Annotated in this window: 18 protein-coding genes; 6 read left to right on the forward strand and 12 right to left on the reverse strand. The window is 69.7% G+C overall.

Annotation, left to right across the window (positions count from 1 at the left end; translation table 11 throughout):
- Positions 1-47: 47 nt before the first annotated feature.
- The 3 genes from J1C47_RS06830 to J1C47_RS06840 all read right to left on the reverse strand — a co-directional run bounded on the left by J1C47_RS06830 (position 48) and on the right by J1C47_RS06840 (position 3,013).
- The gene (locus J1C47_RS06830; RefSeq protein WP_207349990.1) at positions 48-1,004 is read right to left on the reverse strand and encodes an AraC-like ligand-binding domain-containing protein; all 957 of its coding nucleotides are present in this window, start codon (positions 1,002-1,004) and stop codon (positions 48-50) included.
- Between the two features lie 163 nt (positions 1,005-1,167).
- Positions 1,168-1,890: a 5-oxoprolinase subunit PxpA gene (gene pxpA / locus J1C47_RS06835; RefSeq protein ID WP_207349991.1), complete on the reverse strand. Its 723-nt coding sequence runs from the start codon at positions 1,888-1,890 to the stop codon at positions 1,168-1,170.
- A gap of 196 nt (positions 1,891-2,086) precedes the next feature.
- The gene (locus tag J1C47_RS06840) at positions 2,087-3,013 is read right to left on the reverse strand and encodes a LysR family transcriptional regulator (protein WP_207349992.1); all 927 of its coding nucleotides are present in this window, start codon (positions 3,011-3,013) and stop codon (positions 2,087-2,089) included.
- Between the two features lie 222 nt (positions 3,014-3,235).
- Between J1C47_RS06840 and J1C47_RS06845 the strand changes: the two genes are divergently transcribed.
- The 5 genes from J1C47_RS06845 (at position 3,236) to J1C47_RS06865 (ending at position 7,530) form a co-directional block, all read left to right on the forward strand.
- Positions 3,236-3,478 (forward strand): acetyl-CoA carboxylase, encoded by a 243-nt coding sequence (locus tag J1C47_RS06845; protein WP_207349993.1) that lies wholly within the window; start codon positions 3,236-3,238, stop codon positions 3,476-3,478.
- 2 nt (positions 3,479-3,480) lie between these two features.
- Complete coding sequence (locus J1C47_RS06850) at positions 3,481-4,872, forward strand: acetyl-CoA carboxylase biotin carboxylase subunit (protein ID WP_207349994.1); 1,392 nt, start codon at positions 3,481-3,483, stop codon at positions 4,870-4,872.
- The gene (locus tag J1C47_RS06855) at positions 4,869-5,738 is read left to right on the forward strand and encodes a 5-oxoprolinase subunit B family protein (RefSeq protein ID WP_207349995.1); all 870 of its coding nucleotides are present in this window, start codon (positions 4,869-4,871) and stop codon (positions 5,736-5,738) included. Before J1C47_RS06850 ends, J1C47_RS06855 begins: the two co-directional genes overlap by 4 nt.
- Positions 5,731-6,723 carry a 5-oxoprolinase subunit C family protein gene (locus tag J1C47_RS06860; RefSeq protein WP_207349996.1) on the forward strand — a complete coding sequence of 331 codons (993 nt, stop codon included), beginning with the start codon at positions 5,731-5,733 and terminating at the stop codon, positions 6,721-6,723. Before J1C47_RS06855 ends, J1C47_RS06860 begins: the two co-directional genes overlap by 8 nt.
- 84 nt (positions 6,724-6,807) lie before the next feature.
- On the forward strand, positions 6,808-7,530 hold the full coding sequence (locus J1C47_RS06865) for an FCD domain-containing protein (protein ID WP_207349997.1): 723 nt from the start codon (positions 6,808-6,810) through the stop codon (positions 7,528-7,530).
- Positions 7,531-7,670: 140 nt separating this feature from the next.
- Here the strand turns inward: J1C47_RS06865 and J1C47_RS06870 are convergent, their stop codons facing one another.
- On the reverse strand, positions 7,671-8,987 hold the full coding sequence (locus J1C47_RS06870; RefSeq protein ID WP_425354546.1) for an aspartate aminotransferase family protein: 1,317 nt from the start codon (positions 8,985-8,987) through the stop codon (positions 7,671-7,673).
- A gap of 415 nt (positions 8,988-9,402) precedes the next feature.
- Between J1C47_RS06870 and J1C47_RS06875 the strand changes: the two genes are divergently transcribed.
- Positions 9,403-10,512 carry a phosphotransferase gene (locus tag J1C47_RS06875; protein WP_207349998.1) on the forward strand — a complete coding sequence of 370 codons (1,110 nt, stop codon included), beginning with the start codon at positions 9,403-9,405 and terminating at the stop codon, positions 10,510-10,512.
- 9 nt (positions 10,513-10,521) lie between these two features.
- Here J1C47_RS06875 and J1C47_RS06880 read toward each other — a convergent pair whose 3' ends face one another.
- From J1C47_RS06880 to yghU, 8 genes are all read right to left on the reverse strand, one after another.
- Positions 10,522-16,170: a DUF4011 domain-containing protein gene (locus J1C47_RS06880; protein ID WP_207349999.1), complete on the reverse strand. Its 5,649-nt coding sequence runs from the start codon at positions 16,168-16,170 to the stop codon at positions 10,522-10,524.
- Positions 16,171-16,317: 147 nt separating this feature from the next.
- A complete protein-coding gene (gene scpA / locus J1C47_RS06885; RefSeq protein ID WP_207350000.1) occupies positions 16,318-18,480 on the reverse strand; it encodes a methylmalonyl-CoA mutase in 2,163 nt (720 codons plus the stop codon).
- Entirely contained in the window at positions 18,477-20,528 is a 2,052-nt protein-coding gene (locus tag J1C47_RS06890; protein WP_207350001.1) for an acetyl-CoA carboxylase biotin carboxylase subunit, read from the reverse strand. Before J1C47_RS06890 ends, scpA begins: the two co-directional genes overlap by 4 nt.
- A gap of 425 nt (positions 20,529-20,953) precedes the next feature.
- Complete coding sequence (locus J1C47_RS06895) at positions 20,954-21,331, reverse strand: hypothetical protein (RefSeq protein ID WP_207350002.1); 378 nt, start codon at positions 21,329-21,331, stop codon at positions 20,954-20,956.
- Positions 21,331-21,609, reverse strand: coding sequence for a DUF2442 domain-containing protein (locus J1C47_RS06900; RefSeq protein WP_207350003.1), 279 nt, complete (start codon positions 21,607-21,609; stop codon positions 21,331-21,333). The genes J1C47_RS06895 and J1C47_RS06900 overlap by 1 nt, the downstream gene beginning before the upstream one ends.
- A complete protein-coding gene (locus J1C47_RS06905; protein ID WP_207350004.1) occupies positions 21,590-21,826 on the reverse strand; it encodes a DUF4160 domain-containing protein in 237 nt (78 codons plus the stop codon). Before J1C47_RS06905 ends, J1C47_RS06900 begins: the two co-directional genes overlap by 20 nt.
- A gap of 66 nt (positions 21,827-21,892) precedes the next feature.
- Positions 21,893-22,459 (reverse strand): HXXEE domain-containing protein, encoded by a 567-nt coding sequence (locus J1C47_RS06910; RefSeq protein WP_207350005.1) that lies wholly within the window; start codon positions 22,457-22,459, stop codon positions 21,893-21,895.
- Positions 22,459-23,376, reverse strand: a complete 918-nt coding sequence (gene yghU / locus J1C47_RS06915) for a glutathione-dependent disulfide-bond oxidoreductase (protein ID WP_207350006.1) — start codon at positions 23,374-23,376, stop codon at positions 22,459-22,461. The genes J1C47_RS06910 and yghU overlap by 1 nt, the downstream gene beginning before the upstream one ends.
- Positions 23,377-23,531 lie beyond the last annotated feature (155 nt).

Consider the following 23,531-nt stretch of genomic DNA (forward strand, 5'->3'; position numbering starts at 1 on the left):
CGGGCCGGCCCGCGGCCCGCGCGGGGCCGCGACGGGCGAGGCCGCCCTCAGCATCCACGTTGCGCCTCGGCCCGGGTCTGGCGCGGCGTGCAGCCGAAGCGGGCGCGGTAGTTGCGGCTGAACTGCGCCTGGTCGCTGAAACCGCATTCATAGGCGATCTCGGAGATCGATCCGCGGAAGCGCGGGTCGCGCAGGCGCTCGTCGCAGAGTGCCAGGCGCTGGGCGCGGATCTGGCCGCCGACGGTGGTGTTCTCGGCCTCGAAGATCTGCTGCAGATAGCGCAGCGAGATGCCGCAGGCGTCGGCGACGCTCTGGGGCGAGAGCTGCGGATCGGCGAGCCGGCTGCGGATGACCGCCTCGGCGCGGCAGAGATGGGCGTTGCGCACCGAGGTCGAGGAGCCCATCAGCAGCCGCTCGTCCGCCGCGACGGCCGCCGCGAGGAGTTCGACGAGCTGGTTGCCGATCAGGTGGCGGGAGGCCGCGTCGAACTCTGAGATCCGCGCGACGGCGAGCCGCAGCATGTCGACGAACAGCGCGCCGGCGCCGCTGCGGGCGTCGAAGCGCAGCGTCGCGAGCCGTTCCGGCCGCCGGATCCGGGCCTCCAGCACGGCGTTCGGCACCTTCAGCACCCAGAGCGAGGCCGGGTCGCGGTGGCTGAACTCGTAGGGAAGGTGGCTGCGTTCGATGAGAAAGCCGCCCGGGCTGCAGGAGACGTCGCGGCCGTCCTGGACGAAGCGGACCTCGGCGAGTTCGGGAACGGTGACGAGGTAGTTCTCGTCCTGCTCCTCGAGGAGATGCTGCTCGTGGCGGCGATAGAGGACGCCGTTCGAGCAGTTGCGCGAGATCGACACCGGCCCGAGCGTCCAGGCATCGAGCGTTCCCTCGAAGACGCGCGTTCCGGGAAAAGCCAGCTCCAGCGGGAAATAGATGTCCGCGATGGCCCTCTGCCAGGCGCGGCGGCGCTCCGACGGCCGGGAATCGAAGGTGGAGTATGTCAGCTGCATCGCCATGCACTCCCGAATTCGTCGCGCGGGCCGCTCGGAGCCCGGACGCTTTTCCCCCTTTCGATGTCGCTTCGGCCGGTCCTTCTTCTCGTTCTTCTTGTCGTTCCGTTCGCCCGAGTGGATGACGCCCGCCGGAAGAGCGCCATCGATCAGACGTCGCGGCTCAGGAAAATTCCCGCACCGATTGCTGAACCGCCCGCGCCAGCTCGACGGCACCGGGCGTGTCGGAATGCACGCAGACGGTCTCCGCGCGCATGTCGATCGAGGTTCCGTCGACGGTCGTCGCCTTGTGTTCGCGCAGCATCCGGGTGACGCGGCGGGCCGCTTCCTCGGGGTCGCGCGCATCGTGCTTGCGCGTGATGATCAGCCGGCCCTCGCCGTCGTAGTCGAGGTCGGCATAGTATTCGGCGAGGAAGGTGACGCCCCGCTCGGTGTAGACCCGCTCCTGCAGCGTGCCCCGCATGCCGAGCAGCGGCACGCCGAACACCGCGGCGGCGTCGGCGATGGCGTGGGCGACGTGCTCGTGGCGCATCGCCGCGCCGTAGAGCGCCCCATGCGGCTTGATGTGGTTGAGCGCCAGTCCCGCCTCGTCGAGGAAGCCGCGCAGCGCGCCGATCTGGTAGATCAGGCAGGCGGCGAGCTCGTCCCGCTCCATCGCCATCTCCCGCCGCCCGAAGCCCTGGCGGTCGGGGAAGGAGGGGTGGGCGCCCACCGCGACGCCGTGCTCGGCCGCCAGCCGGACGGTCGAGCGCATCACCGAGGGGTCGGAGGCATGAAAGCCGCAGGCGACGTTGGCAATGTCGACATGCGGCATCAGGCCGGCGTCGTCGCCGCATTGATAGAGGCCGAAGCCCTCGCCCATATCGCAATTGATGGTGACGCCCAATGGTCCCGTCCTTCGCTGCAACAGCCCCGCATTTGCGGTGTTTCCCAGCGTGGACAGGATCGTGCCCCGGCGTCAAATTGAATAAACCGGGGCCGGGTATCTGGAAAATCGATGGGATGATCGGCCGGCGAAGGGCAGGGGCGGGCAGGGCACGGGCGGCGCGATCCGCCTCGCTCCGGCCCGCCGGCCCGTCGGCTCAGGCCGGCACCTCGACGTCGCCGCCGGCGCTCGCCGCCGCATAGCGCAGGAAGTCGCGGAAGGCGTCGCAGGCCGCGTCCGGCCGCAGGTCGCGCTTCCAGGCGAGGCCGACGTCCATGCTCGGCACCCCCTCGTCGATCACCCGGGTCTCGATGCGCTGGCCGTCGAGCGACCAGGGACGGTAGACGAGGTCGGAGAGGATGGTGACGCCGACGCCGCTCGCCACCATCGAGCGCACCGCCTCGACGGAGGCCGTTCGGAAGATCACCCGCGGTTCGAGGCCGGCATGGCTCCAGTAGCGCATCGCCGTCACCCGCGCCTCGTCCACGGTCAGCATCAGATAGGGATGCGGCTCGATGTCGCCGAGGCCGACGCGGTTGGCCCGCGTCAGCGGGTGGTCGGGCGACAGCCACAGCCGGCGCGGCGAGCGCTTGAGGATCTCGCTGGCGATGTCCTCGCGGTTCTCGAGATTGGAGACCAGCATCACGGCGACGTCGATCGCGCCGTCGCCGATCGCCTGTTCGAGCACCGTGCGCGGCGCTTCGAAGAGATCGAGCGTCACCCCCGGGAAGCTGGCGGAAAAGCGCGTCAGCAGCGGCGGCAGGAAATAGCCGGCGACGGTGTAGGTGACGCCCACCCGCACCCGCCCGGCGACGCGGTCGCCGGTCATGTGCGGGCGGCGGATCGCCTCGGCGACGGCGGAGAGGATCTGCCGCGCCTGCGGCAGGAAGCGCCCGCCTTCGATCGTCACCCGCACCCCCTGGGGCGTGCGTTCGAGCAGCGGGGCGCCGAGCACCGCCTCGAGCTGCTGGATCGCCGTCGTCACCGCGGATTGCGAGACGTTCAGCTCGACGGCGGCGCGGCTGATCCGGCCAGTCTCGGCGGCGGCGACGAAATAGCGGATCTGCTTCAGCGATATGGACAAGCGGCAAGCTCTTCGACGGGACTACGGCGATCGCGGCCGGGACTGGCAGGGCGGCCGAAGGTCCCCGCGCATTGGGGCTCCGGCCGCGCCGGCCGGGGCAGGGCGGCTGCCGGTGCACGGTATCTGAATTATTGATACGGCGCTTTCTCTTTTGCAATTTTACGCCGCCGCCGAGTTTTGCAAGGCTTGCGGCCACAAGCGCTCCGACAAAGGCGAGACACCATGACGAAGACCACCATCGAGGCGCCGCTTCCGGGCACCTTCTACCGCGCGCCCTCGCCGGAGGAGCCGGTGTTCAAGAACGAGGGCGACCAGGTCGCGATCGGCGACACGGTCGGTCTGATCGAGGTGATGAAGTCGTTCACGCCGGTGGTGGCCGAGGCGGCGGGCACGCTCGTCGCCTTCCACGTCGACAACGAGGATGCGGTGATGGCCGGCCAGCCGCTCTACGACCTCGAAGCCTGACCATGGCGATCTCGAAGATCCTCGTCGCCAATCGCGGCGAGATCGCCGTCAGGATCATCCGCGCCGCCAGGGAACTCGGCATTTCGACCGTGCAGGCGGTGAGCGCCGCCGACGAGACGATGCTCGCGGCCCGCCTCGCCGATGCGGTGGCGAAGATCGGCCCGGCCCATGCCTCGAAGTCCTATCTCAACGCCGACGCGCTGGTCGCCGCGGCGCTGGAGACCGGCTGCGACGCCGTCCATCCCGGCTACGGTTTCCTTTCCGAAAATGCCGGCTTCGCCGAGAAGGTCGAGGCGGCGGGCCTTACCTTCATCGGGCCCAGGCCGGAGACGATCCGCAAGATGGGCGACAAGGCCGAGGCGCGGCGCGAGGCGGCGCTCGCCGGCGTTCCGACGGTGCCGGGCTCCGAGGGTGTCGTCGCCGGCGTCGAGGCGGCGCTCGAGGCGGCCGCCGGCGTCGGCTATCCGGTGATGATCAAGGCGGCGGCGGGCGGCGGCGGGCGCGGCATCCGCATCGCCGCGGACGCTTCGGAACTGCGCAGCCTCGTTCCCCAGGCGAGCGCCGAGGCGAAGGCGGCCTTCGGCGACGGCGGCCTCTATCTCGAACGCTTCGTCTCGCGGGCCCGGCACGTCGAGGTGCAGATCCTCGGCGACGGCGAGCGCGCGATCCATCTCTTCGAACGCGAATGCTCGCTGCAGCGGCGGCGCCAGAAGGTCTGGGAGGAGGCGCCGGCCGCCTGCCTCTCGCCGGACCAGCGGGCGGCGCTCTGCGCCTCGGCGGTGCGGCTCGCCGAACGGGTGAACTATCGCGGCGCCGGCACGCTCGAATATCTCTTCGACCCGGCGACCGGCGAATTCTTCTTCATCGAGATGAACACCCGCATCCAGGTCGAGCATCCGGTCACCGAGATGGTCACCGGCATCGACCTGATGCGGGCGATGATCCGCATCGCCGGCGGCGAGAAGCTCGGCCTCGCGCAGGAGGACGTCGCGCTTTTCGGCCATGCCGTCGAGGTGCGCATCAACGCCGAGGATCCGGCGTCGGACTTCCGCCCGCATCCCGGCACGGTGGAGAAACTCGCGGTGCCCGGCGGCATGGGGGTGCGCTTCGACACGATGCTCTATCCCGGCTACCAGGTGCCGCCCTTCTACGATTCCCTGCTCGGCAAGCTGATCGTCCATGCCGAGAGCCGGGAAGCGGCGATCGCCCGCCTGTCGCGGGCGCTCGGCGAGCTCGAGGTCGGCGGGCTGCCGACCACCGCGCCGCTGCATCGCGCGCTCGCCTGCGCCGGCGAGGTCCTGCGCGGCGACTTCCACACCGGCTGGCTGGAGGAATGGCTGAAGGGCCGTCCGCTCGCCGCAGCGCAACCCGCAACACAGAGTGAGGGCCGATGAAGACGCGTTATTCTTTCGGCGGCGACGAGCACATCTTCGTCGAGGTCGACGAGGAGATGTCGCTCGAGGCATTCTTCAAGAGCCTGTCGATGACCAATGCGGTGCGCGACAGCCAGATTGCGGGGATCACCGAGATCTGCCCGGCCAACGCCTCCTTCCAGGTGAAGTTCGATCCGGACGTGATCGCCCCGGACGATCTCATGGCCGAGTTGAAGAAGTTCGAGGCGGCGGCCGAGAACGCCGAGAAGACGATCGACACCCGGATCATCGAGATGCCGGTGCTCTACAACGATCCCTGGACCCATGAGACGCTGATGCGGTTTCGCGAGCGGCACCAGGACCCGACCGGGACCGATCTCGAATACGCCGCGCGGATCAACGGCTTCGAGAGCGTCGAGGCGTTCGTCGCCGCGCATTGCGGCGCGCCGTGGTTCGTCTCCATGGTCGGCTTCGTCGCGGGCCTGCCCTTCACCTACCAGCTGGTCGAGCGGTCGCGGCAGATCGAGGTGCCGAAATATCTGCGGCCGCGCACCGACACGCCGCGGCTCACCGTCGGCCACGGCGGCTGTTTCGGCTGCGTCTATTCGGTGCGCGGCGCCGGCGGCTACCAGATGTTCGGCGTCACGCCGATGCCGATCTACGATCCGAAGGGCGAGCAGTCCTATCTGAAGGAGCTGTTCCTGTTCCGACCCGGCGACATCATCCGCTTCAAGGCGATCGACCGGCCGACCTACGACGCGACGCTCGCCGCGGTCGAGGCGGGTCGCTTCACCCCGAAGATCGCCGAGGTCACCTTCTCGCTCGATGCCTTCAACGCCGATCCCGAAGGCTGCAACGCCAAGCTCCTGGAGGCGCTCGATGGCTGACACCGCAAGCTTCGAAGTCGTCAAGCCCGGCCTGTCGACGACCGTCCAGGACCTCGGCCGCCCGGGCTTCTACCATCTCGGCCTGCCGATCTCCGGCGCGATGGACCGCTTCTCGCTGATCGCGGCGAACCGGCTGGTCGGCAATCCCGACGGGGCGGCCGGGCTCGAGGCGGTGTTTCTCGGGCCGGTGCTGCGGTTTTCGGCCGACGCGACGGTCGCGGTCACCGGCGCGACCATGGCGCCGAAGCTCGACGGCGTCGAGCAGCCGGGCTGGGCGGCGTTCAAGGTCGCTGCCGGCCAGGAACTCTCCTTCGGCACGCTGAAGGCCGGGGCGCGGATCGTCATCGCCGTTGCCGGCGGCATCGACGTGCCGGAGGTGAAGGGCTCGCGCTCGACCTATGCGCTCGGCGGCCTCGGCGGCTTCGAGGGCCGGGCGCTGAAGGCCGGCGACGTGGTGAAGATCGGAACGCCGGCGGGGCCCGCGAAGCTCGGCGTCGCCGTGCCGGAGGAGATCCGCCGGCAGGCGCCGGCGGGCGGCACGGTGCTGCGTGCGATGCCGGGGCTCTACTGGCACCGTATCACCGAAGGCTCGCAGCGCTCCTTCTTCGAGGATACATGGAAGGTCGCGCCAGAGGCGGACCGCATCGGCTACCGCTTCCGCGGCGGCCGGAGCCTCGATTTCGTGCCCCGCGAGCAGCCCTTCGGCGCCGGCTCCGATCCCTCGAACATCGTCGACAGCTGCTATCCCTACGGTTCGATCCAGGTGCCGGGCGGCACCGAGCCGATCGTCCTGCATCGCGACGCGGTCTCCGGCGGCGGCTATTTCATGGTCGGGACGGTGATCTCCGCCGACATGGACCTGATCGGCCAGCTGCAGCCGCACCAGCCGGTGCGCTTCGAAGCCGTCGACATGGACCAGGCGCTCGCCGCCCGCCATGCGGAGAAGGAGCGTCTCGACCGTCTCGCCGCCTTCATTGCGGGCTGAGCCGTGGAAATCCCGCGCGAAGCCTCTTCGCGGCGCTGATCCCATCCGGCAGGATATATGGTATCAGCGGCGCGTGGAGGCGGCGTGGACAAGATCGAGCATCGCACACTCAACGATCGGACCTACGATCGCATCAAACAGGGTCTGATGACCGCGTCCTTCCGGCCGGGACAGGTGCTGGTGATCCGCACCCTCGCCGGCCAGTACGGCGTCTCGGCGACGCCGGTGCGCGAGGCGCTGCAGCGTCTGGTCGCAGAGCGGCTGCTGGTGATGAAGGCCAACCGCAGCATCGCGGTGCCGGAACTCGAACTCGACGCTTATCTGGAACTCCTGCGCATCCGCTGCGAGGTCGAGGGCCTTGCGGCGGAGCTCGCCGCCGAGCGGATCGACGCGGCGGGCGTCGCGCGGCTCGAAGCGATCGCCGAGACCCTCGAGCGCGCCGTCGAGGCCCAGGACCACGCGGCCTACCGCACCGCCAACCAGGCCTTCCACTTCGCGCTCTACGAGGCGGCGCGCTCGCCGCGCCTCTTCGGCATCATCCGCGACCTCTGGGGCCAGACCGGCCCCTACGTCTCGGCGCTCTTCGTCTCGGCGCCCTACCGGCTGCAGGCGAACAGCGAGCATCGGCGCATTCTCGCGGCCCTCGCCGGGAACGACGCGGCGGCGGCGCGCGAGGCCCTCGTCGCCGACATCAGCATCGCCAGCGAACACATCGTGCCGAATCTCATCCGGGCGCGGGCCTCGCGCGCCGCGGCGCAGCGCCGCGAGCCCGCCAGGCGACCGCTGCCCGATCCGGCCGAAGCGTGATCCGGCCGAAGCGAGATCCGGCAGGGGCGTGATCCGGCTGGGGCGGCCGGGCTCCCGGCCCGCCGCGCGGCTGCCGCGCGACGGAAAGGCCGCTCGGGTCGCCAGCCGACGGGCTGCGACGCCGACGCGCCCTCAAGGTATCAGCGGGTTTCGTCGAGGGCCTGTGCCATGACGGCATTGAACCGGTCGGCATTCGCCTCGGTGAAGATCAGCGGCGGGCGGATCTTCAGGACGTTGTGGGAACGGCCGGTGACGCTGATCAGGACGCCGAGCTCGCGCATCCGGTTGACGACGCGTGAGGCGCGGTGGCGATCCGGGATGCGGCTCTCTCGATCGGCGACGAACTCGGCCCCGACGAACAGCCCGGCGCCGCGCACGTCGCCGAGACAGGGATGGTGGTCGGCCAGCGCGCGGATGCCTTCGAGGAGGTGGCGGCCGACCCTTTCGGCATTTTCCATCAGCCCGTCGCGCTCGATCGTCCGCAGAACCGCCATCGCCGCGGCGCAGGACACGGCATTGCCGCCGAAGGTGTTGAAGTAGCGGGCCTTGCGCCCGAACTCGTCGCAGACTTCGGGGCGCATCACCACCGCCGACACCGGGTGGCCGTTGCCCATCGGCTTGCCGAGGGTGACGAGGTCGGGGACGAGGGCATGGCGCGCAAAGCCCCACATCGCCTCGCCGGTGCGCCCGAAGCCGGGCTGCACCTCGTCGGCGACGAAGACGCCGCCGGCCGAGCGGATCGCCTCGACGGCGCCGGCGAGAAAGCCCTTCGGATCCGGCAGCACGCCGTCGCTGGAAAACAGCGTGTCGACGATCAGCGCGGCCGGCCGGATGCCGTGACGCCTGAGATCGGCGATCGCCGCCTCGACGTCGGCGGTGAAGCGCGCCGCAAGGTCCGCGCCGCCGCCGCGATAGAGTTCCGGCGCCGGAACGGTGCGCACATGCGGCCCGAGATCGACCGCCGGGCCGAGCGAGGGCGAGAAGGCGGCGACCGATTCGGTGATGCCGTGATAGGCGTTGTCGGTGACGACGATGCCGGTGCCGCCGGTGAAGGCGCGGGCGATCCGCATGGCGAGGTCGTTGGCCTCGCTGCCGGTGCAGGCGAACATCACCTGGCTGAGGGCGTCCGGAAAGGTCGCGGTCAGCCGCTCGGCATAGTCGAGGATGAGGTCGTGGATGTAGCGGGTGTTGGTGGCGAGGATGCCGACCTGATCGCGGATCGCCTCGACGACGCTCGGATGGCAGTGGCCGAGCGAGGCGACGTTGTTGTAGGCGTCGAGATAGGCCCGGCCGTCGGCGTCGTAGAGGAAGACGCCTTCGCCGCGGACGATGTGGAGGGGCGTCTCGTACATCAGCCGGTAGGCCGGGCCGAGCACGCGGGCCCGGCGCTCGACCATCGCCTCCGCCTCCGGCGAAAGATTGCCCTGGCCGGGGACGAAGGCGTTCGGCATCGACAGGTCGGCGGCTCTGCTCACGGTCGGTCCTTTCCCCCGTCGCGGACGGGGCCCTGCATTCAGACGGTTTCCGGCAGATCACTTCGTGAGGCCGGAAACGATGACGCTCATTCGCCGCGCGGGCTCGATGCGAGCCCCGCTCCGATCGCGCGGATCTCGTATCGGACGATCGGGACACGGTTCGAGGTCCTGGGCAAGTGCGGCGATGCCGACCAGTCGTCGCGGCCGATCGGCGCGGCGCTGCACAACGCCGTCGGCGCCTGACTGTGTGCCTGGATGATATATCATTGGAAGTTCGTTGCCAGCCGAAATTCGCAGAGAACCGGCAATTCTCTCACGCGGTCTGGCGATCGTCGGGCGCTGTGGTATATCATGCAGGCCGGACCGAGTGGCACGGATGGAAGGGCGGGGCACGCAGATGACGGCATTCGAGGGCAACGGCATGTCGGCCGCGAGCGGGCCGCGGCCGTCGGCCGGCGAGGGCGCTCCGGCGGCCTTCAGCACCGCGGCGCCGCGACTCGACGAGGCCGAGATCGCAGCGCTCCTTTCGACACGATACGGCATCGAAGGCGCGGCTTCGGCGATGGCGAGCGAGCGCGACCTGACGCTGTCGATCAGGGCGACAGACGGCGAGCGCTACGTCCTCAAGGTCGCCAATGCCGCCGAGAATGTCGCGGCGATCCGCTTCCAGAACGCCGCCCTCGTCCACCTGGCGACGGCTGCCCCGGATCTGCCGGTCTCGCGGCTGGTGCCGACACGCTCGGGCGAAGCGGATTTCTTCTTCGAGGCCGGCGGCGGTCGCCATCTCGTCCGGCTGCTGACGTTCCTTCCGGGTCGGCCGCTGGCCGAGGCCCGCCGCACCGCCGCCCAGGCCGGGGCGATCGGCGCGCTGCTCGGCGAGCTGGCCCGCACCCTGCGGGATTTCGGCCACGCCGCGCCCGCCGGCGACAATCTCTGGGACATGCAGGGCGCTGCGCGGCTCCTCGATCTGACGCCGGCGATCGACGACGCCGGGCTGCGCCGGGCGGTCGAGGCGATCCTCGTGCGCTTTCGCGACGAGGTGGCGCCGGCGAGCCTGAGGATCCATCGTCAGATCGTCCACAACGACTTCAACCCGTCGAACCTTCTCGTCGCCGCCGAGGATCCGGAGCGCCTTTCCGGCATCCTCGACTTCGGCGACATGGTGGAGGCGCCGCGGATCTTCGACCTCGCCGTCGCCGCGGCCTATCACGTGCCGGCCGACGGGCCGCCCTTCGACCCGATCGCCCGGCTCGTCGCCGCCTATCACGCCGCCTTTCCGCTCGATGCCGCCGAGATCGCGCTGATCCCCGACCTCGTCGCGACGCGCCATGCCATGACCGTCGCGATCAGCGCCTGGCGGGCGAAGCGGCATCCGGAAAACGCCGCCTACGTGCTGCGCAACCGCGCGGTCGCGGTGCGGGGCATCACGCGCCTCGTCGGCGAGCCGCGCGCGGCCTTCGTCGCCGCTCTTTCGGCCGCCTGCGCCGGCGAACCGGCGCCGGGCTGACGCTCCGGATCAGGCCGGCAGTGCCGGTTCGGCCTCGCGGTCGAGACGGTCGAAGGCCTCGTAGATGTCGGTCGTCGTGAAGGTCACCTCGCTGCCTTCCGGCGTGCCGCGAAACCGCGGCAGGGCCGGCGCCGATCCGGCTGTCAGCCGCCGGTCGACGCCGACGCCGGACTGGCGCTCGACCTCGCCGAGGACGATGCCGTCGCGGCGCACCTCGAAGAGGCCGGGCAGGACCTCGTAGACGTCGAGATGGCGGCGGCGGATGTGCCGGCCGCGCGGCGGCGGCGGGGTTTCCCCGGCCGCGACGGCGGATGCCGGAGAGACTGCGGCCGGCGGCGGCTGCGGCGCTCCGGATGCCGCGGGATCGTCGTCCGGCGCCGCCTCCAGACATTCGGAAGGCGGAGGCATTTCCGCCTCCCCGACTGCCGCATCCGAAGCCGGCGCGCTCACCGGATCGACCTCTGCCGGCCCATCCGCGGCCGGGGCCTCCTCCGCTTTGGCTGCGACGAACGCCGCCGGCCGGCTGGAATCGACGAAGGCCTTCCGGCTGTCGAGGAAGCCGACCAGCTTTGCCGCCTCGCCCTCCGGATCGGCGTACCAGTCGGTGGACCAGACCCGCCAGATCGACCAGCCGAGCCCTTCCAGCACCTGCTGGCGGATGATGTCGCGGTCGCGGACGGTCAGCCCGGTGTGGAAGGGCGCGCCGTCGCACTCGATCCCGGCGATGAAGACGCCCGGATCGTCCGGGTGGCGCACGGCAAGGTCGATGCGGAAGCTTTCGACGCCGATCTGGTGGGCCACCTCGTAGCCGGCGGAAGCGAGCCTTGCCGCGACGAACTCCTCGAACGGGCTTTCCGCATCTCCCGCCTCGGCGTCGTCGTAGACGGCGCCGCCGCGGGCATAGTCGAGGAAGCCCTTGAACACCTTGACGCCGCGCGAGGAGGTGGCGGTCGGCACGATGTCGCCGGTCTTCAGGGAGGTGACGACGATCATCGCCCGTTTCGCCCGGGTGAACAGGACGTTGAGCCGCCGGTGGCCGGCCGCGCGGTTGATCGCGCCGAAGTTCTGCTTCGGCCGCTGGCCGGGCTCGGCCGGGCCGAACAGCGTCGAGATGACGATGACGTCGCGCTCGTCGCCCTGGACGTTTTCGAGGTTCTTCACGAACACCGGCTCGACCGTCTTCTCCCAGCGCTCGACATAGGCGCGGACGATCGGATCGCTCGCCGCCAGCCGCTCGAACTCGGCATTGATCAGGTCGCGCTGCTTGAGGTTCATCGTCGCGATGCCGAGCGACAGGTCGCGGCCGGTCTCGGCCGCCTCGTAGATCAGCCGGCGCGCCTCGTCGATGACCCGCTCGGCCTCGCGCGGGTTGACGTTGGCCTGATAGATCCCGTCGATCTCGATGGCGCGGACGCCGGAGAGCCCGTCTTCGCTGGCCGCCGGGAAGATCACCAGCTCGCGGTCGTAGAACTCGCGGTTGGAGAAGGCGATCAGCGCCGGGTGCTGCGAGCGGTAGTGCCAGCGCAGCCGCCGCTTGTGCGGCAGGCGCCCGCTGGCGAGGTCGAGGACGCTCTCGGCGAGGTCGGCCGCCCCCGCGTCGTCGTCGCCGTCCCCGTCGCCGTCGCTCTGGGCGGCGAAGAAGTCGGTCGGCGGCAGCTGCTTCTGGTCGCCGACGATCACCGACTGGCCGCCGCGGGCGAGGGCGCCGACGGCGAATTCCGGCTTCATCTGCGAGGCCTCGTCGATGACGACGAGGTCGAATTCGAGCGTGCCCGGCGGACCGTACTGGGCGAGCGCGTGCGGGCTCATCATCAGCACCGGCTTCAGCGCCTGCAGCGCCCTTCCGGCCCGCTGGACGAGCTGGCGGATCGGGACGTGGCGCTTCTTCTTACCGACCTCGTTGGTGATCAGCGCCAGCTGCGTGTGGGTGCCGACCGGCCCGGAATCGTTGCCCCAGGGCGCCTTGCGGGCCCGGGCCCTGGCGACGGCGAGGACGTTTTCCGCCTCCAGCCGGTAGATCTCCGTCTCGGCGTCCCGGAAGCGGCCGCGCGCCGTGTCGAGCCGGCCGGTGGTCGTGCGCCGGATCGGCGAGGCGGGGTCGTCGAAGATCCCTTCCAGCGCCTGCTGGCAGCGCAGCAGCGACAGGATCTCCGGCAGCGCGGCGAGCGGCATGCCCGCCGCAGCCTGCGCCTCGTAGAGCGCAAGGACGCCGGTGGCCGCGGCCTCTTCGAGATAGCGTTCGAGGCTGGCATGGAGTTTCAGCCCCTCGGAATCGGCGAGCGCCGCGTCGAGACGCTCGCGCCGCGTCGCGATCGCCGCTTCCGCCGCAATCGGCTGGAAGCTCGCGCCGAGCCGGGCGCAAAGCGGGGTGCACGCGGCGTCGAGCGCGGCCAGCCGGGCGGCGAGCTGTGCCGCGTTCGCCGTCAGCTCGCGCACCGCGGCGAGGCGCTTGGCGCCGTCCTCGGCAGGTCCCGTGCCGAAAAAGGCGCGGAGGGGCGGCGCCTCTGCCGCCTCGATTGCAGTGCGCGCGCCGTCCGGATCTGCGGCCGCCGCTTCCACCGCCGACCGCTGCTCGGGGCCGAGTTCGGCAAGGAGCGCCGCGATCCCGCTTTCGATCGCGGCGAGGCGCCCGGAAAGCCGTGTCTCACCATCGAGGAGGAGGGCATCCGACACGACGCCGAGCCGCTCCGCCTCGGCGGCGAGGTCGTCATAGTCGCGGGCGCGGCCGCCCAGCCCTTCCGCCAGCGCCAGCAGCGCGGCGCCGTCGCTCAGCCGCTCGACGAGGGCAGCCTCTTCATCCGACATCACCTCGGCTTCGAGATCGGCGGCCGGAATGCCGAGCGCCGCACGCAACAGGTGGTCGGCGCCGCGGCGCTGGAGATGGGCCGCGACCTCTTGGAGACAGGCGTCCGCCTCGTCGATGACGGCGAAATCGGTCTGCGGTCCGCGCCAGTCTGTCCCGAACGCGGCGATCCCCTGCTCGTCGGCGAGGATCCCCGCCCATTCGTCGCTCGTCGCGGCGGTCTCGAAGAGCAGCTTCTGCAGCCGATCCCGGTCGTCGACGCCCGGAGCGAGCGTCCGGGCGCGGGCAAGCGCCCTCTTGAAGTCGCCGCCGAACAGCCGGGCGACCATGCCGGCACCGCCGATCGTCTCGCCGATCTCGCGCAGTTCCCGCGAAGAAACCGCCGAGGCGGCACCGACGTCGACGGTCCCGGCAAGCCGTCGCAGCTCGGCCTCGACCTTGCGCGAGCGTTCGGCGAGGGCTTCGAGATGGTCGCGCCGGCGACGGTTGGCAATATGGAGCATGAGGTCCCACGCCCGCGCGCCGGAGCGCCGGCGGATCGCCGCGAGCCCGGCGAGCGTGCGGGCGCTGCCGGCGACGGCGGGAAGATCCTCGCCGAAGGCGGCAAAGCGCCGGCGGAGCCTGGCGTCGAGCGTTGCGAGGAGCCTCGCATCCTCGCCTGCCGTCAGGGCCTTGCGCCGCAGATCGGCGATCGAGGTCCGGGCGAAGCCGAGCCCGGCGAGGCGATCCTCCAAAGCGGCGAGCCTGCCGGGATCGGCAAGACCGTCCCCGACTGCGGCGGCGCGCTCGCCGGAGAGGTCGGCGAGCCTTTCCGCCCGCGCCAGGACTTCGGCGTCGAGGCGATGGGAAAAGGCGAAGCCGGCGAGCCGGTCGTCCGCCGCAAGCCGCACGGCGGCGATCCCGTCGCAGAAGGCGGCGAGGGCCGCGGCGGCTTCTTCCGTGAGCGACCTCCCGTCGGCGGAAGGGCCGAGCGCCGCGACGGCGTCGACGACGGCGCCGAGCATCGGCGCGAGACCTTCGCCGAGTTCGGCAAGGAGCGCCTCCTGCTGGTGCGGCTGGACCGGCAGCCCGCGGGCGGCGTGCCAGGGGCTTACCGCAAGGCCGTCCAGCCGCTCCTCCACCGCCGTCGCCGCGGCGGCGAGTTCGCGCAGCGTGTCGCCGGCGTCGCGGAACATCGTCTCGCCCCGAAGCTCGAGCCCGGCGGCGAGCCCGGGCCGGATCGTCTCGGCCATGCGTCCGGCCAGCTTGCGACGAAGGGCGGTCTCCTGCCAGATGAGCTGCCAGACGGTTCCGTCGTGGCCGTCCGGCCGCTTCTGCAGCGCGGCGTGATAGTCCCGGAGCAGCCCGCTCTCGCGCTGCTGCTCGGCACGCAGGCCGTCGAGGCGGGGCGGCGTCTCCCGGCGGTTTTCGATCGCCGCGGCGAGCGAGGCCATCACCTCCGGCTTCGAGGTCTTCTCCGAATGCAGTTCGAGCAGCGTCGGCCCGAGGCCGCGCTCCTCCAGCCGCTTGGCGACAGCCTCCAGCGCGGTGCGCTTTTCGGCGAGGAACAGCACGCGCTTGCCGGCGCCCGTCGCCGCGGTGATGAGATTGGCGATGGTCTGGCTCTTGCCGGTACCGGGCGGCCCCTCGACGACGAGGTCCTTGCCTTCCATCGCGTCGAGAATCGCCGAATGCTGCGAGACGTCGGCCGGCATGACCAGCGGCGGCACGCGGGCGCGCCACGCCGCGTCCTCGATCGGATGGTCGACGCCGAAGCTCGAGGCGCCGCCTTCCGTCGCGAGGCCGCCGAGGAGCCGGGCGAGGCCCGGATGCCGGACGAGGCCTTCCCCGGGCCAGATCGCCTCGTCGAGATCGGCCCACAGCCCCATGCGCGGGAAGGGGAAGACCGCGATGGTGACGAAGCGCCGCAGCTTCAGGAGCTTCTGGCCGGCGAGCGCCGGCGCCAGCCGCGCGAAATAGCCCTCCGGCGTCTCGTCCTCGCCGGCCTCGGGCAGGACGACGCCGTGGTCGCGCTTCAGGAGTTCGGCGAGCGCGAGATTGACCGTCAGCTCCGCCTCCGGCGCGCTCGCCCAGAAGCGGTAGCTGCCGCCGACGATCCGCCGCCTGAGACCGAGCGGCATGGTCAGGAGCGGCGCGTGGTAGGGCCCGGCCGACGGCTGCTTCGGATCGGCCCATTCGACGAAGCCGAAGGCGATCTGCAGCGTGTGGATGCCGGTCTCGTTCTCGAGCGTGCGGTTGCGGTCGAAGATCGTGCGCAGGCGCCGCTCGGCCTGCGACCTGGTCAACAGGATGCGGATCCTGTCGTCGCCGAGATGGGCCGGCGCCGCGGCGTCGAGCTCCGGGTCGGCGGGCGGCGCGAGCCGGACCTCGAAACTCGGGTCGAAGCCGTTCGCCCGGGCGAGTTCGGCGATGTCGAGCTTCCTGCCGCCGTCGAGCCTCGGCAGCGCCAGCGAGGCACGCACGCGGTGGCGCAGCGCCTCGTCGGCCTCGGCGAGCTTCTCGGTGTCGGCCTCGGCCTCGCCGAGTTCCGCCGTCGCGGCGAGATAGGTCTCGTCGGTGAGCCTTGCGATCGCCATGGCGTTCTGGAAGGCTTCGGTGCGCTCGTCGGCCGGCTCGCTGTCCGGATCGGGCAGCGGCTCGAATTCCATCTCCCCCGCCCGCAGGCGCGCCAGCAGCACATCCGGCAGTTCGTCGACGACGCGCACGAAGGCGCCGCCCCGCGAGTGGCGGAAGTTGAGGAGCCCGTTGCGGCGGGTCAGGTCGAGCAGCTTCTCGCGCAGCCGCTCGATCTCGCGGCGCTGGAAGGCGACGTCGATCGCCTCGGCCTCGCGGTTCGGTTCTGTGGCTGAATCCATCACGCTGTCTCGATTCGGGCTGCCGGCGTCATGCAACCGTAGGACAGGCCGCACGGCCTTGAGAAGAGGCGCGGTTGCACGGCCTCCTCCGGCTCGCGGCCCGGTCCTCTGCCGCGTGCCCCGGCCGCACGGGCCTCGACAGCCGGGTCAGGCCGAAAGCCGCTCGGCGCTGCGCGCATTGCGGCGCTTTCCCTCGAGCACGCCGAGGACGGCGAGCGCCGCCTGCAGCACGTGCGTTCCGGGGCCGAAGATCTCCGCGACGCCGGCATCGTAGAGGGCGGCATAGTCTTCCGGCGGAATCACGCCGCCGCACAGGACGTGGATGTCCGGCCGCTGCTTCTCCTTCAGGGCCTCGACGAGTTCGGGGACGAGCGTCAGGTGGCCGGCGGTGTGGGAGGAGATGCCGACGAGGTCGACCCCCTTCTCGATCGCGAGATTGGCCACCTCTTCCGGCGTCTCGAACAGCGGGCCGAGATGGACGGTAAAGCCGAGATCGGCGAAGGCCGTGGCGATCACCTTGGAGCCGCGGTCGTGGCCGTCCTGGCCGAGCTTGGCGACGAGGATCGACGGGCTGCGGCCCTTGGCCTTCGCATGGTCGGCGACGCGCTGGCGGATCGTCTGAAATTCCGGATCGCCCTCGTGGGCGGCGGCGAAGACCCCGGAGATCAGCGAGGTGGAGGGCGCGTGCCTGCCGCCGAAACCCTGCTCCATCGCCTGGCTGATCTCGCCGAGGCTCGCCCGCGCCCGCGCCGCCTCGACCGCGGCGGAAAGGAGGTTGCCCTCCTTGCCGGCCGCACAGTCGCGAAGCGCGGCAAGGGCGGCGTCGCAGGTTTCCCGGCTGCGCGAGCGCCTGACCTCTTCGAGCCGCGCGACCTGCGACCTGCGGACGGCGGCCGTGTCGATCTTCAGGATGTCGATCGGCGCCTCCTCTTCCAGCCGGAAGCGGTTGACGCCGACGACGACGTCCTCGCCCTTGTCGATCCGCGCCTGGCGCAGCGCCGCGGCCTCCTCGATGCGGCGCTTCGGCAGGCCGTCCGCGACGGCCTTGGTCATGCCGCCCGCCGCCTCGATCTCCGCGATCAGCGCTGAGGCCTTGTCGCAGAGCTCCTTCGTCAGCGCCTCGACGTAATAGGAGCCGCCGAGCGGGTCGACCACCCTCGTCACGCCGGTCTCGTTGGAAAGGATCAGCTGGGTGTTGCGGGCGATGCGGGCCGACATGTCGGTCGGCAGCGCGATCGCCTCGTCGAAGGAATTGGTGTGCAGCGACTGCGTCCCGCCGAGCACCGCCGACATCGCCTCATAGGCGGTCCGCACGATGTTGTTCATCGGGTCCTGCTCGGTCAGGGAGACGCCCGAGGTCTGGCAGTGGGTCCTCAGCATCTTCGAGCGCTCGTCTTTGGCGCCGAAGTCGCTCATGATCTTCGCCCACATCTGCCGCGCGGCGCGCAGCTTGGCGACCTCCATGAAGAAGTTCATGCCGATGCAGAAGAAGAAGGAGAGGCGGCCCGCGAAGCGGTCGACGTCGAGGCCCCGCGCCGTCGCCGCCCGGACGTATTCCATGCCGTCGGCGAGGGTGTAGGCGAGCTCCTGGGCGAGCGTCGCCCCGGCTTCCTGCATGTGGTAGCCGGAGATCGAAATGGAGTTGAAGCGCGGCATCTCCGCGGCCGTGTAGGCGATGATGTCGGCGACGATCCGCATCGAGGGCTCGGGCGGATAGATGTAGGTGTTGCGGACCATGAACTCCTTCAGAATGTCGTTCTGAACGGTTCCGGTCAGCCGCGACTTGTCGACGCCCTGCTCCTCCGCCGCGACGATGAACATCGCGAGGACGGGAATGATCGCGCCGTTCATCGTCATCGACACGCTCATCTCGGAGAGCGGGATGCCGTCGAAGAGGATCTTCATGTCCTCGACGCTGTCGATGGCGACGCCCGCCTTGCCGACGTCGCCGGCCACCCGCGGATGGTCGGAATCGTAGCCGCGATGGGTGGGCAGGTCGAAGGCGACGGAAAGGCCCTTCTGGCCCGCCGCGAGATTGCGCCGGTAGAAGGCGTTGGACTCTTCCGCCGTCGAGAAGCCGGCATACTGGCGGATCGTCCAGGGCTGGCCGGCATACATCGTCGCGCGGGGGCCGCGGGTGAAGGGCGGAACGCCCGGAAGCGCCCCGGCGGCCTCGGCCGGAAGATCGGCGGCGGTATAGAGCGGCTTGACGGCGATGCCCTCGGCCGTCTGCCAGGTCAGATCCTCGACCGGGCGGCCCTTCAGTTCCTTCGCCGCCAGATCGAGCCAGTCGCGCGGGGTCTCGCTCATGTCTCGAACTCCATGATGACGGCGTCGACGGCGAGGCTGTCGCCGGCCTTTACCGGGATCGATTTCACCACGGCCTTGTGCTCGGCCCTGAGGACGTTCTCCATCTTCATCGCCTCGATCACCGCCAGCGTCTGGCCGGCCTCCACACTATCGCCTTCCGCGACGCTGAGCGAGACGACGACGCCGGGCATCGGGCAGAGCAGGAGATTGGAGGTGTCGGGCGCCTGCCTTTTCGGCATCAACGCGGCGAGCGCGGCCATGTGCGGCCGGTAGACCCGCGCTTCGACGTCGATGCCGGCGTGCCGCAGCCGATAACCCGAGGTGATCGGATCGACGCGCAGATGCAGCGTCCCGTCGGCGAAGCGAAGTTTGGCGAGCGGCTCGCCGCGCCGGAAATCGAGCGCCACCGTGCCGAGATCGGCGCCGTCGACGGCGATGCCGCCGGCCTCCGAAGCGTCGACCACCAGCCGGTCCTCGCCGATGCAGACGATGCGCCGGCCGCCATCGCGGGAGAGCGCCAGGGTCTCGCCGAGGCTCGGGCCGCTTCCTGCCCGCCGGCGCTGCGAGGCCCTGTCGATCAGGACGGCCGCGGCGGCGAGCTTTGCCCGCATCGCCGCGTCGGCATGGGCACCCGCAAAACCATCCGGATATTCCTCTGCAATGAAGCCGGTGGAGATCTCGCCGGAGCGCCAGCGCGGATGCTGCATGATCGCCGCGACGAAGGGCACGTTGTGGCCGATGCCGTCGAGGACGAAGCGGTCGAGCGCCTCGGCCATGGCGTCGGTCGCGGCCTCGCGGGTCTCGCCCCAGGTGCAGAGCTTGGCGATCATCGGATCATAGAACATCGAGATCTCCGAGCCTTCGGAAACCCCGGTGTCGTTCCTGACGATCGGCGCGCCACCCGCGACGGCCCGGCCGGCCGGACCCGCCCCCGATGCCGGCGATCCGTCGAGGGGGCCTTCGTCCGGCGGAGAATAGCGCTTCAGCCGGCCGATCGACGGCAGGAAGCCGCGATAGGGATCCTCGGCATAGACGCGGGATTCGATCGCCCAGCCGTCGATCGTCACGTCCTCCTGCGTAAACGGCAGCCTCTCGCCGTCGGCGATGCGGATCATCTGCTCGACGAGATCGACGCCGGTGATCAGCTCGGTCACCGGGTGCTCGACCTGCAGCCGGGTGTTCATTTCCAGAAAGTAGAAGTTGCGGTTCTTGTCGACGATGAATTCCACCGTGCCGGCGCTCTGATAGTCGACGGCTTTGGCCAGCGCCACCGACTGTTCGCCCATCGCCTTTCGGGTCTTCTCATCAAGGAAGGAGGAGGGCGCTTCCTCGACGACCTTCTGATTGCGACGCTGGATCGAGCATTCGCGCTCGTTCAGATAGACGCAGTTGCCGAAACTGTCCGCCAGCACCTGGATCTCGATGTGGCGCGGCTCCTCGACGAATTTCTCGATGAAGATCCGGTCGTCGCCGAAGGAGCTCTTCGCCTCCGAGCGCGAGCGCTCGAAGCCGTCCTTCGCCTCGGCGTCGTTCCAGGCGATGCGCATGCCCTTGCCGCCGCCGCCGGCCGACGCCTTGATCATCACCGGATAGCCGACCTCCGCCGCGATCTCGGCGGCGTGCCCGGCATTCTCGATCAGCCCCATGAAGCCCGGCACCGTCGAGACGCCGGCTTCTGCGGCCAGTTTCTTCGAGGTGATCTTGTCGCCCATCGCCCGGATCGCCTTCGGCTTCGGGCCGATGAAGGCGATGCCGGCATCTTCCAGCATCTGACAGAAATCGGCGTTTTCCGAGAGGAAGCCGTAGCCCGGATGCACCGCCTCGGCGCCGGTGTCGCGGCAGGCCTTCAGGATCCTCTCGCCGAGGAGATAGGACTGGCCGGCCTGGGGCGGGCCGAGATGCACCGCCTCGTCGGCTTGTCTGACATGCATCGCGTCGCGGTCGGCATCGGAATAGACCGCCACCGTGGCGATGCCCATCTTCTTCGCGGTCCTGATGACCCGGCAGGCGATCTCGCCGCGATTGGCGATGAGGATCTTTTCGAACAAACCCGTTTCTCTCCCTTGCGAGGGACGGGCCTTGCCCCCCGGATGCTTCGTCTTATCCGCCTCAGGCCGGTTCCGTCACCATGCCCGCCTCATGCCTGATGCCTCATGCCGCGGGGCGAATGACCAACGCGCCTCCTGCCGGCTGCTTCCGGCAGGCCGACGCCACGCCGCCGCCTCGACGCCGGCGCGTCTCGAACATGCCTCTGCCCCACCGCGATACCACCCGCCCTTTGCAGAAAGCGCGCTGACCTCCGAAGCGGCGTCATTCTCGGGACGGTGCCCGAGAATGACGATGCGCTGGGGTCTGGCCTCTCTTTCGTCACGCTTTGCCAATCCCATCCCTTGCGGCGCAATGCCATGGAAGGGGCCGCTGCCTCGCCGGCTATCGGCCGGCAACAGACCACCTCAACCGGCAACCGAAATCCTCAAACCTCCAGCACCTCCTGAAACGCCTCCGGATAGCTTTTCCGCGCCACCTCCTCGTCGATCATCAGCATCGCCTCGTAGGAGGCCGGGTCGAACGGTTTTTCGGCCGGCACGATCTCGCGGTTGAACAGCCAGGAGATCCGGCCCGCGTCGAGATTGCCGCGCTCGAAGGGTTCGGGGCCGAACATGTGCCACAGCGCATGCAGGAAGGCGGCGTCGGCGAGCTTTTCCGTCGGCGTGCGATCGTTGAAGCGCTTGCGCTCGATGATCTTCGTCGCGCCCTTCGGGTTGGCCCGCCGGACGGTGAACTGAAAGCCGGTGCCGGGCAGCCCGGACGGGATGCCGCGGTGCTTGGTCATGTCGGGCAGTTTCGCCATTATTCGGCGGCCTCCGCGGGCGGCACGGCGCCGGGGGCCTTGGAGCCGCGGAGCATGCCTTTGATGCTGAGATCCTCATCCAGATCGGGCCAGTGAATACCCGAATACATCAGCTCGAGATTGTCGCGCTGTCGCTGAGATGCCGCCTGGAGCCGAGGGTACCACCACAAGGGCGTGATGATTTCACGCCCATCGGCCAGCCGGACATGGAGACTGCTGGTGTCGCACCACGCCGCTTTCGGCTCTTCGGCATCCATCTCATTTTCCGAACTGGTCATTCCAGACACCCAGCAGATGGACCTGCTGCTCCTTCGTCTTTTCGATCAGCGCCCGCAAGTCCTTTAAAGAATGGCCACGGTTGAACGCCACGGAGAGATCGTGCAGCCAGATCTTGCATTCAGCCCCGTCCTTGAAAATGTGGACGTGCGCCGGTTCGATCGCGTCATAGGGATACCAGAAAAACCGATATCCACGCCACCTGAGAACCGTGGGCACCTGTTCGTCCTCCCCGAAGCGTAGAGCCAGCTCGTCTTACTCGAGCTTTTCCCAGTCTCTTCACCATCAGGCCAGCCGCCTGCGCCGCGTGAAGACATAAGCGACGATCCCCGCATGGATGGCGATCGCCACCGCGAGGCCGAAGAGGTGGTGGCCGATGCCGACGCCAGGGACGGCCCCCACGACCAGCGCCCCCGCGATGCCGACCGGCAAGAACAGGACGATGGCCGTCGCGAGGCCGGGATTGTAGGACCGCAGCCGGATCGCCTGGCCGATATGGGCGAGCGCATTGACGAGGGTGAGGTACACGCCGATCAGGCCCCAGCCGATGCCGACGCCGAAGGCGAGCCAGATCGAGACGAGGTTGACGCCCCAGACGCCGGGGACGTTGATGACGAAGACCGCGGCGTCGTCGAGGACGGTCCTGCCCTTGCCGATCATGGCGTTGATGGCCGCTGCGAAGCGGCCATCGTCGTGTTCCTCGAACTGGTGGACCATGTAGACGGGCAGCTGCAGGAAGACGAGCGTCAGCGCCGCCGTCCATTCCGCCGCGATGATCGGCGTCAGAGCGAGGATCAGGAGCCCCGCCAGGAAGCCGCCATAGACCCAGTGCTCCACCAGACGCGTGACCATTAGCCCGCATCCCCGATCTTGTCCTGCGTCTTCGTCTCGAAGTCGCCGGCCTCGTGGCGCTCGCGGAGCTGCGTCGAAGGATCGCCGGAGACCGAATTGACCATCACGCCGCGCTTCACCGCCGCGCGCTCGCCGATCTGCCGGCGCCAGCGCTGGACGTTCTCGTATCCCTCGACCGAGAGGAAGTCGCCGGCGTCGTTGTAGGCCTGCTTGGCGGCGATGCGGCCGTACCAGGGCCAGGTCGCCATGTCGGCGATCGAATAGTCGGCGCCGGCGAGATATTCGTTGTCCGCCAGATGCCGGTCGAGGACGTCGAGCTGGCGCTTCACCTCCATGGCGTAGCGGTCGATCGCATACTGGATCTTCATCGGCGCATAGGCGTAGAAATGGCCGAAGCCGCCGCCGAGGAACGGGGCGGAGCCCATCTGCCAGAACAGCCAGTTCATCGCCTCGGTCCGGCCGCGGATGTCCGTCGGCAGGAAGGCGCCGAACTTGTCGGCGAGATAGGTCAGGATCGATCCCGATTCGAAGAGGCGCAGCGGCGCGCCGCCGTCCTTCGGCTTGTGGTCCATCAGGGCCGGGATCTTGGAGTTCGGATTGACACCGACGAAGCCGGAGCCGAACTGGGCGCCCTCGTTGATGCGGATCAGCCAGGCGTCGTATTCGGCCTCGGCATGGCCGGCGGCGAGCAGCTCCTCGAGCATGATCGTCACCTTCTGGCCGTTCGGCGTCGCCAGCGAATAGAGCTGCAGCGGATGCCTGCCGACCGGCAGCTCCTTGTCGAACTGCGCGCCGGCGGTCGGCTTGTTGATCGAGGCGAAGGCGCCGCCGGACGGCGTGTCCGGACTCCAGACCTTCGGCGGCACGTAGCCGGCGGGGAAGTTGTTTTCGGGCGGGAACTTGGATTCGTCGGACATGATCGGATCGCTTTCGCGTGAAATTGGCGGTCGAAAGGCGCCGCGCGCCGTCAGCGGAACATATCGACCCGCCCGCCGATGACGAGACTTGACGGATCGTTCGCGATTCGACGCCGTCCCTCACGAGGGCCGATCACGAGGGCCGATCACGAGGG

The organism is Jiella sonneratiae (assembly GCF_017353515.1).
Classification (GTDB): domain Bacteria; phylum Pseudomonadota; class Alphaproteobacteria; order Rhizobiales; family Rhizobiaceae; genus Jiella; species Jiella sonneratiae.

Excerpts from the sequence above, each read along its gene's own strand:
- J1C47_RS06830 (WP_207349990.1), bottom strand. The coding sequence starts at position 1,004 with ATGCAGCTGACATACTCCACCTTCGATTCCCGGCCGTCGGAGCGCCGC.
- J1C47_RS06845 (WP_207349993.1), top strand. The coding sequence starts at position 3,236 with ATGACGAAGACCACCATCGAGGCGCCGCTTCCGGGCACCTTCTACCGC.
- J1C47_RS06850 (WP_207349994.1), top strand. The coding sequence starts at position 3,481 with ATGGCGATCTCGAAGATCCTCGTCGCCAATCGCGGCGAGATCGCCGTC.
- J1C47_RS06855 (WP_207349995.1), top strand. The coding sequence starts at position 4,869 with ATGAAGACGCGTTATTCTTTCGGCGGCGACGAGCACATCTTCGTCGAG.
- J1C47_RS06860 (WP_207349996.1), top strand. The coding sequence starts at position 5,731 with ATGGCTGACACCGCAAGCTTCGAAGTCGTCAAGCCCGGCCTGTCGACG.
- J1C47_RS06875 (WP_207349998.1), top strand. The coding sequence starts at position 9,403 with ATGACGGCATTCGAGGGCAACGGCATGTCGGCCGCGAGCGGGCCGCGG.
- J1C47_RS06880 (WP_207349999.1), bottom strand. The coding sequence starts at position 16,170 with ATGGATTCAGCCACAGAACCGAACCGCGAGGCCGAGGCGATCGACGTC.
- scpA (WP_207350000.1), bottom strand. The coding sequence starts at position 18,480 with ATGAGCGAGACCCCGCGCGACTGGCTCGATCTGGCGGCGAAGGAACTG.
- J1C47_RS06895 (WP_207350002.1), bottom strand. The coding sequence starts at position 21,331 with ATGGCGAAACTGCCCGACATGACCAAGCACCGCGGCATCCCGTCCGGG.
- J1C47_RS06900 (WP_207350003.1), bottom strand. The coding sequence starts at position 21,609 with ATGACCAGTTCGGAAAATGAGATGGATGCCGAAGAGCCGAAAGCGGCG.
- J1C47_RS06910 (WP_207350005.1), bottom strand. The coding sequence starts at position 22,459 with ATGGTCACGCGTCTGGTGGAGCACTGGGTCTATGGCGGCTTCCTGGCG.
- yghU (WP_207350006.1), bottom strand. The coding sequence starts at position 23,376 with ATGTCCGACGAATCCAAGTTCCCGCCCGAAAACAACTTCCCCGCCGGC.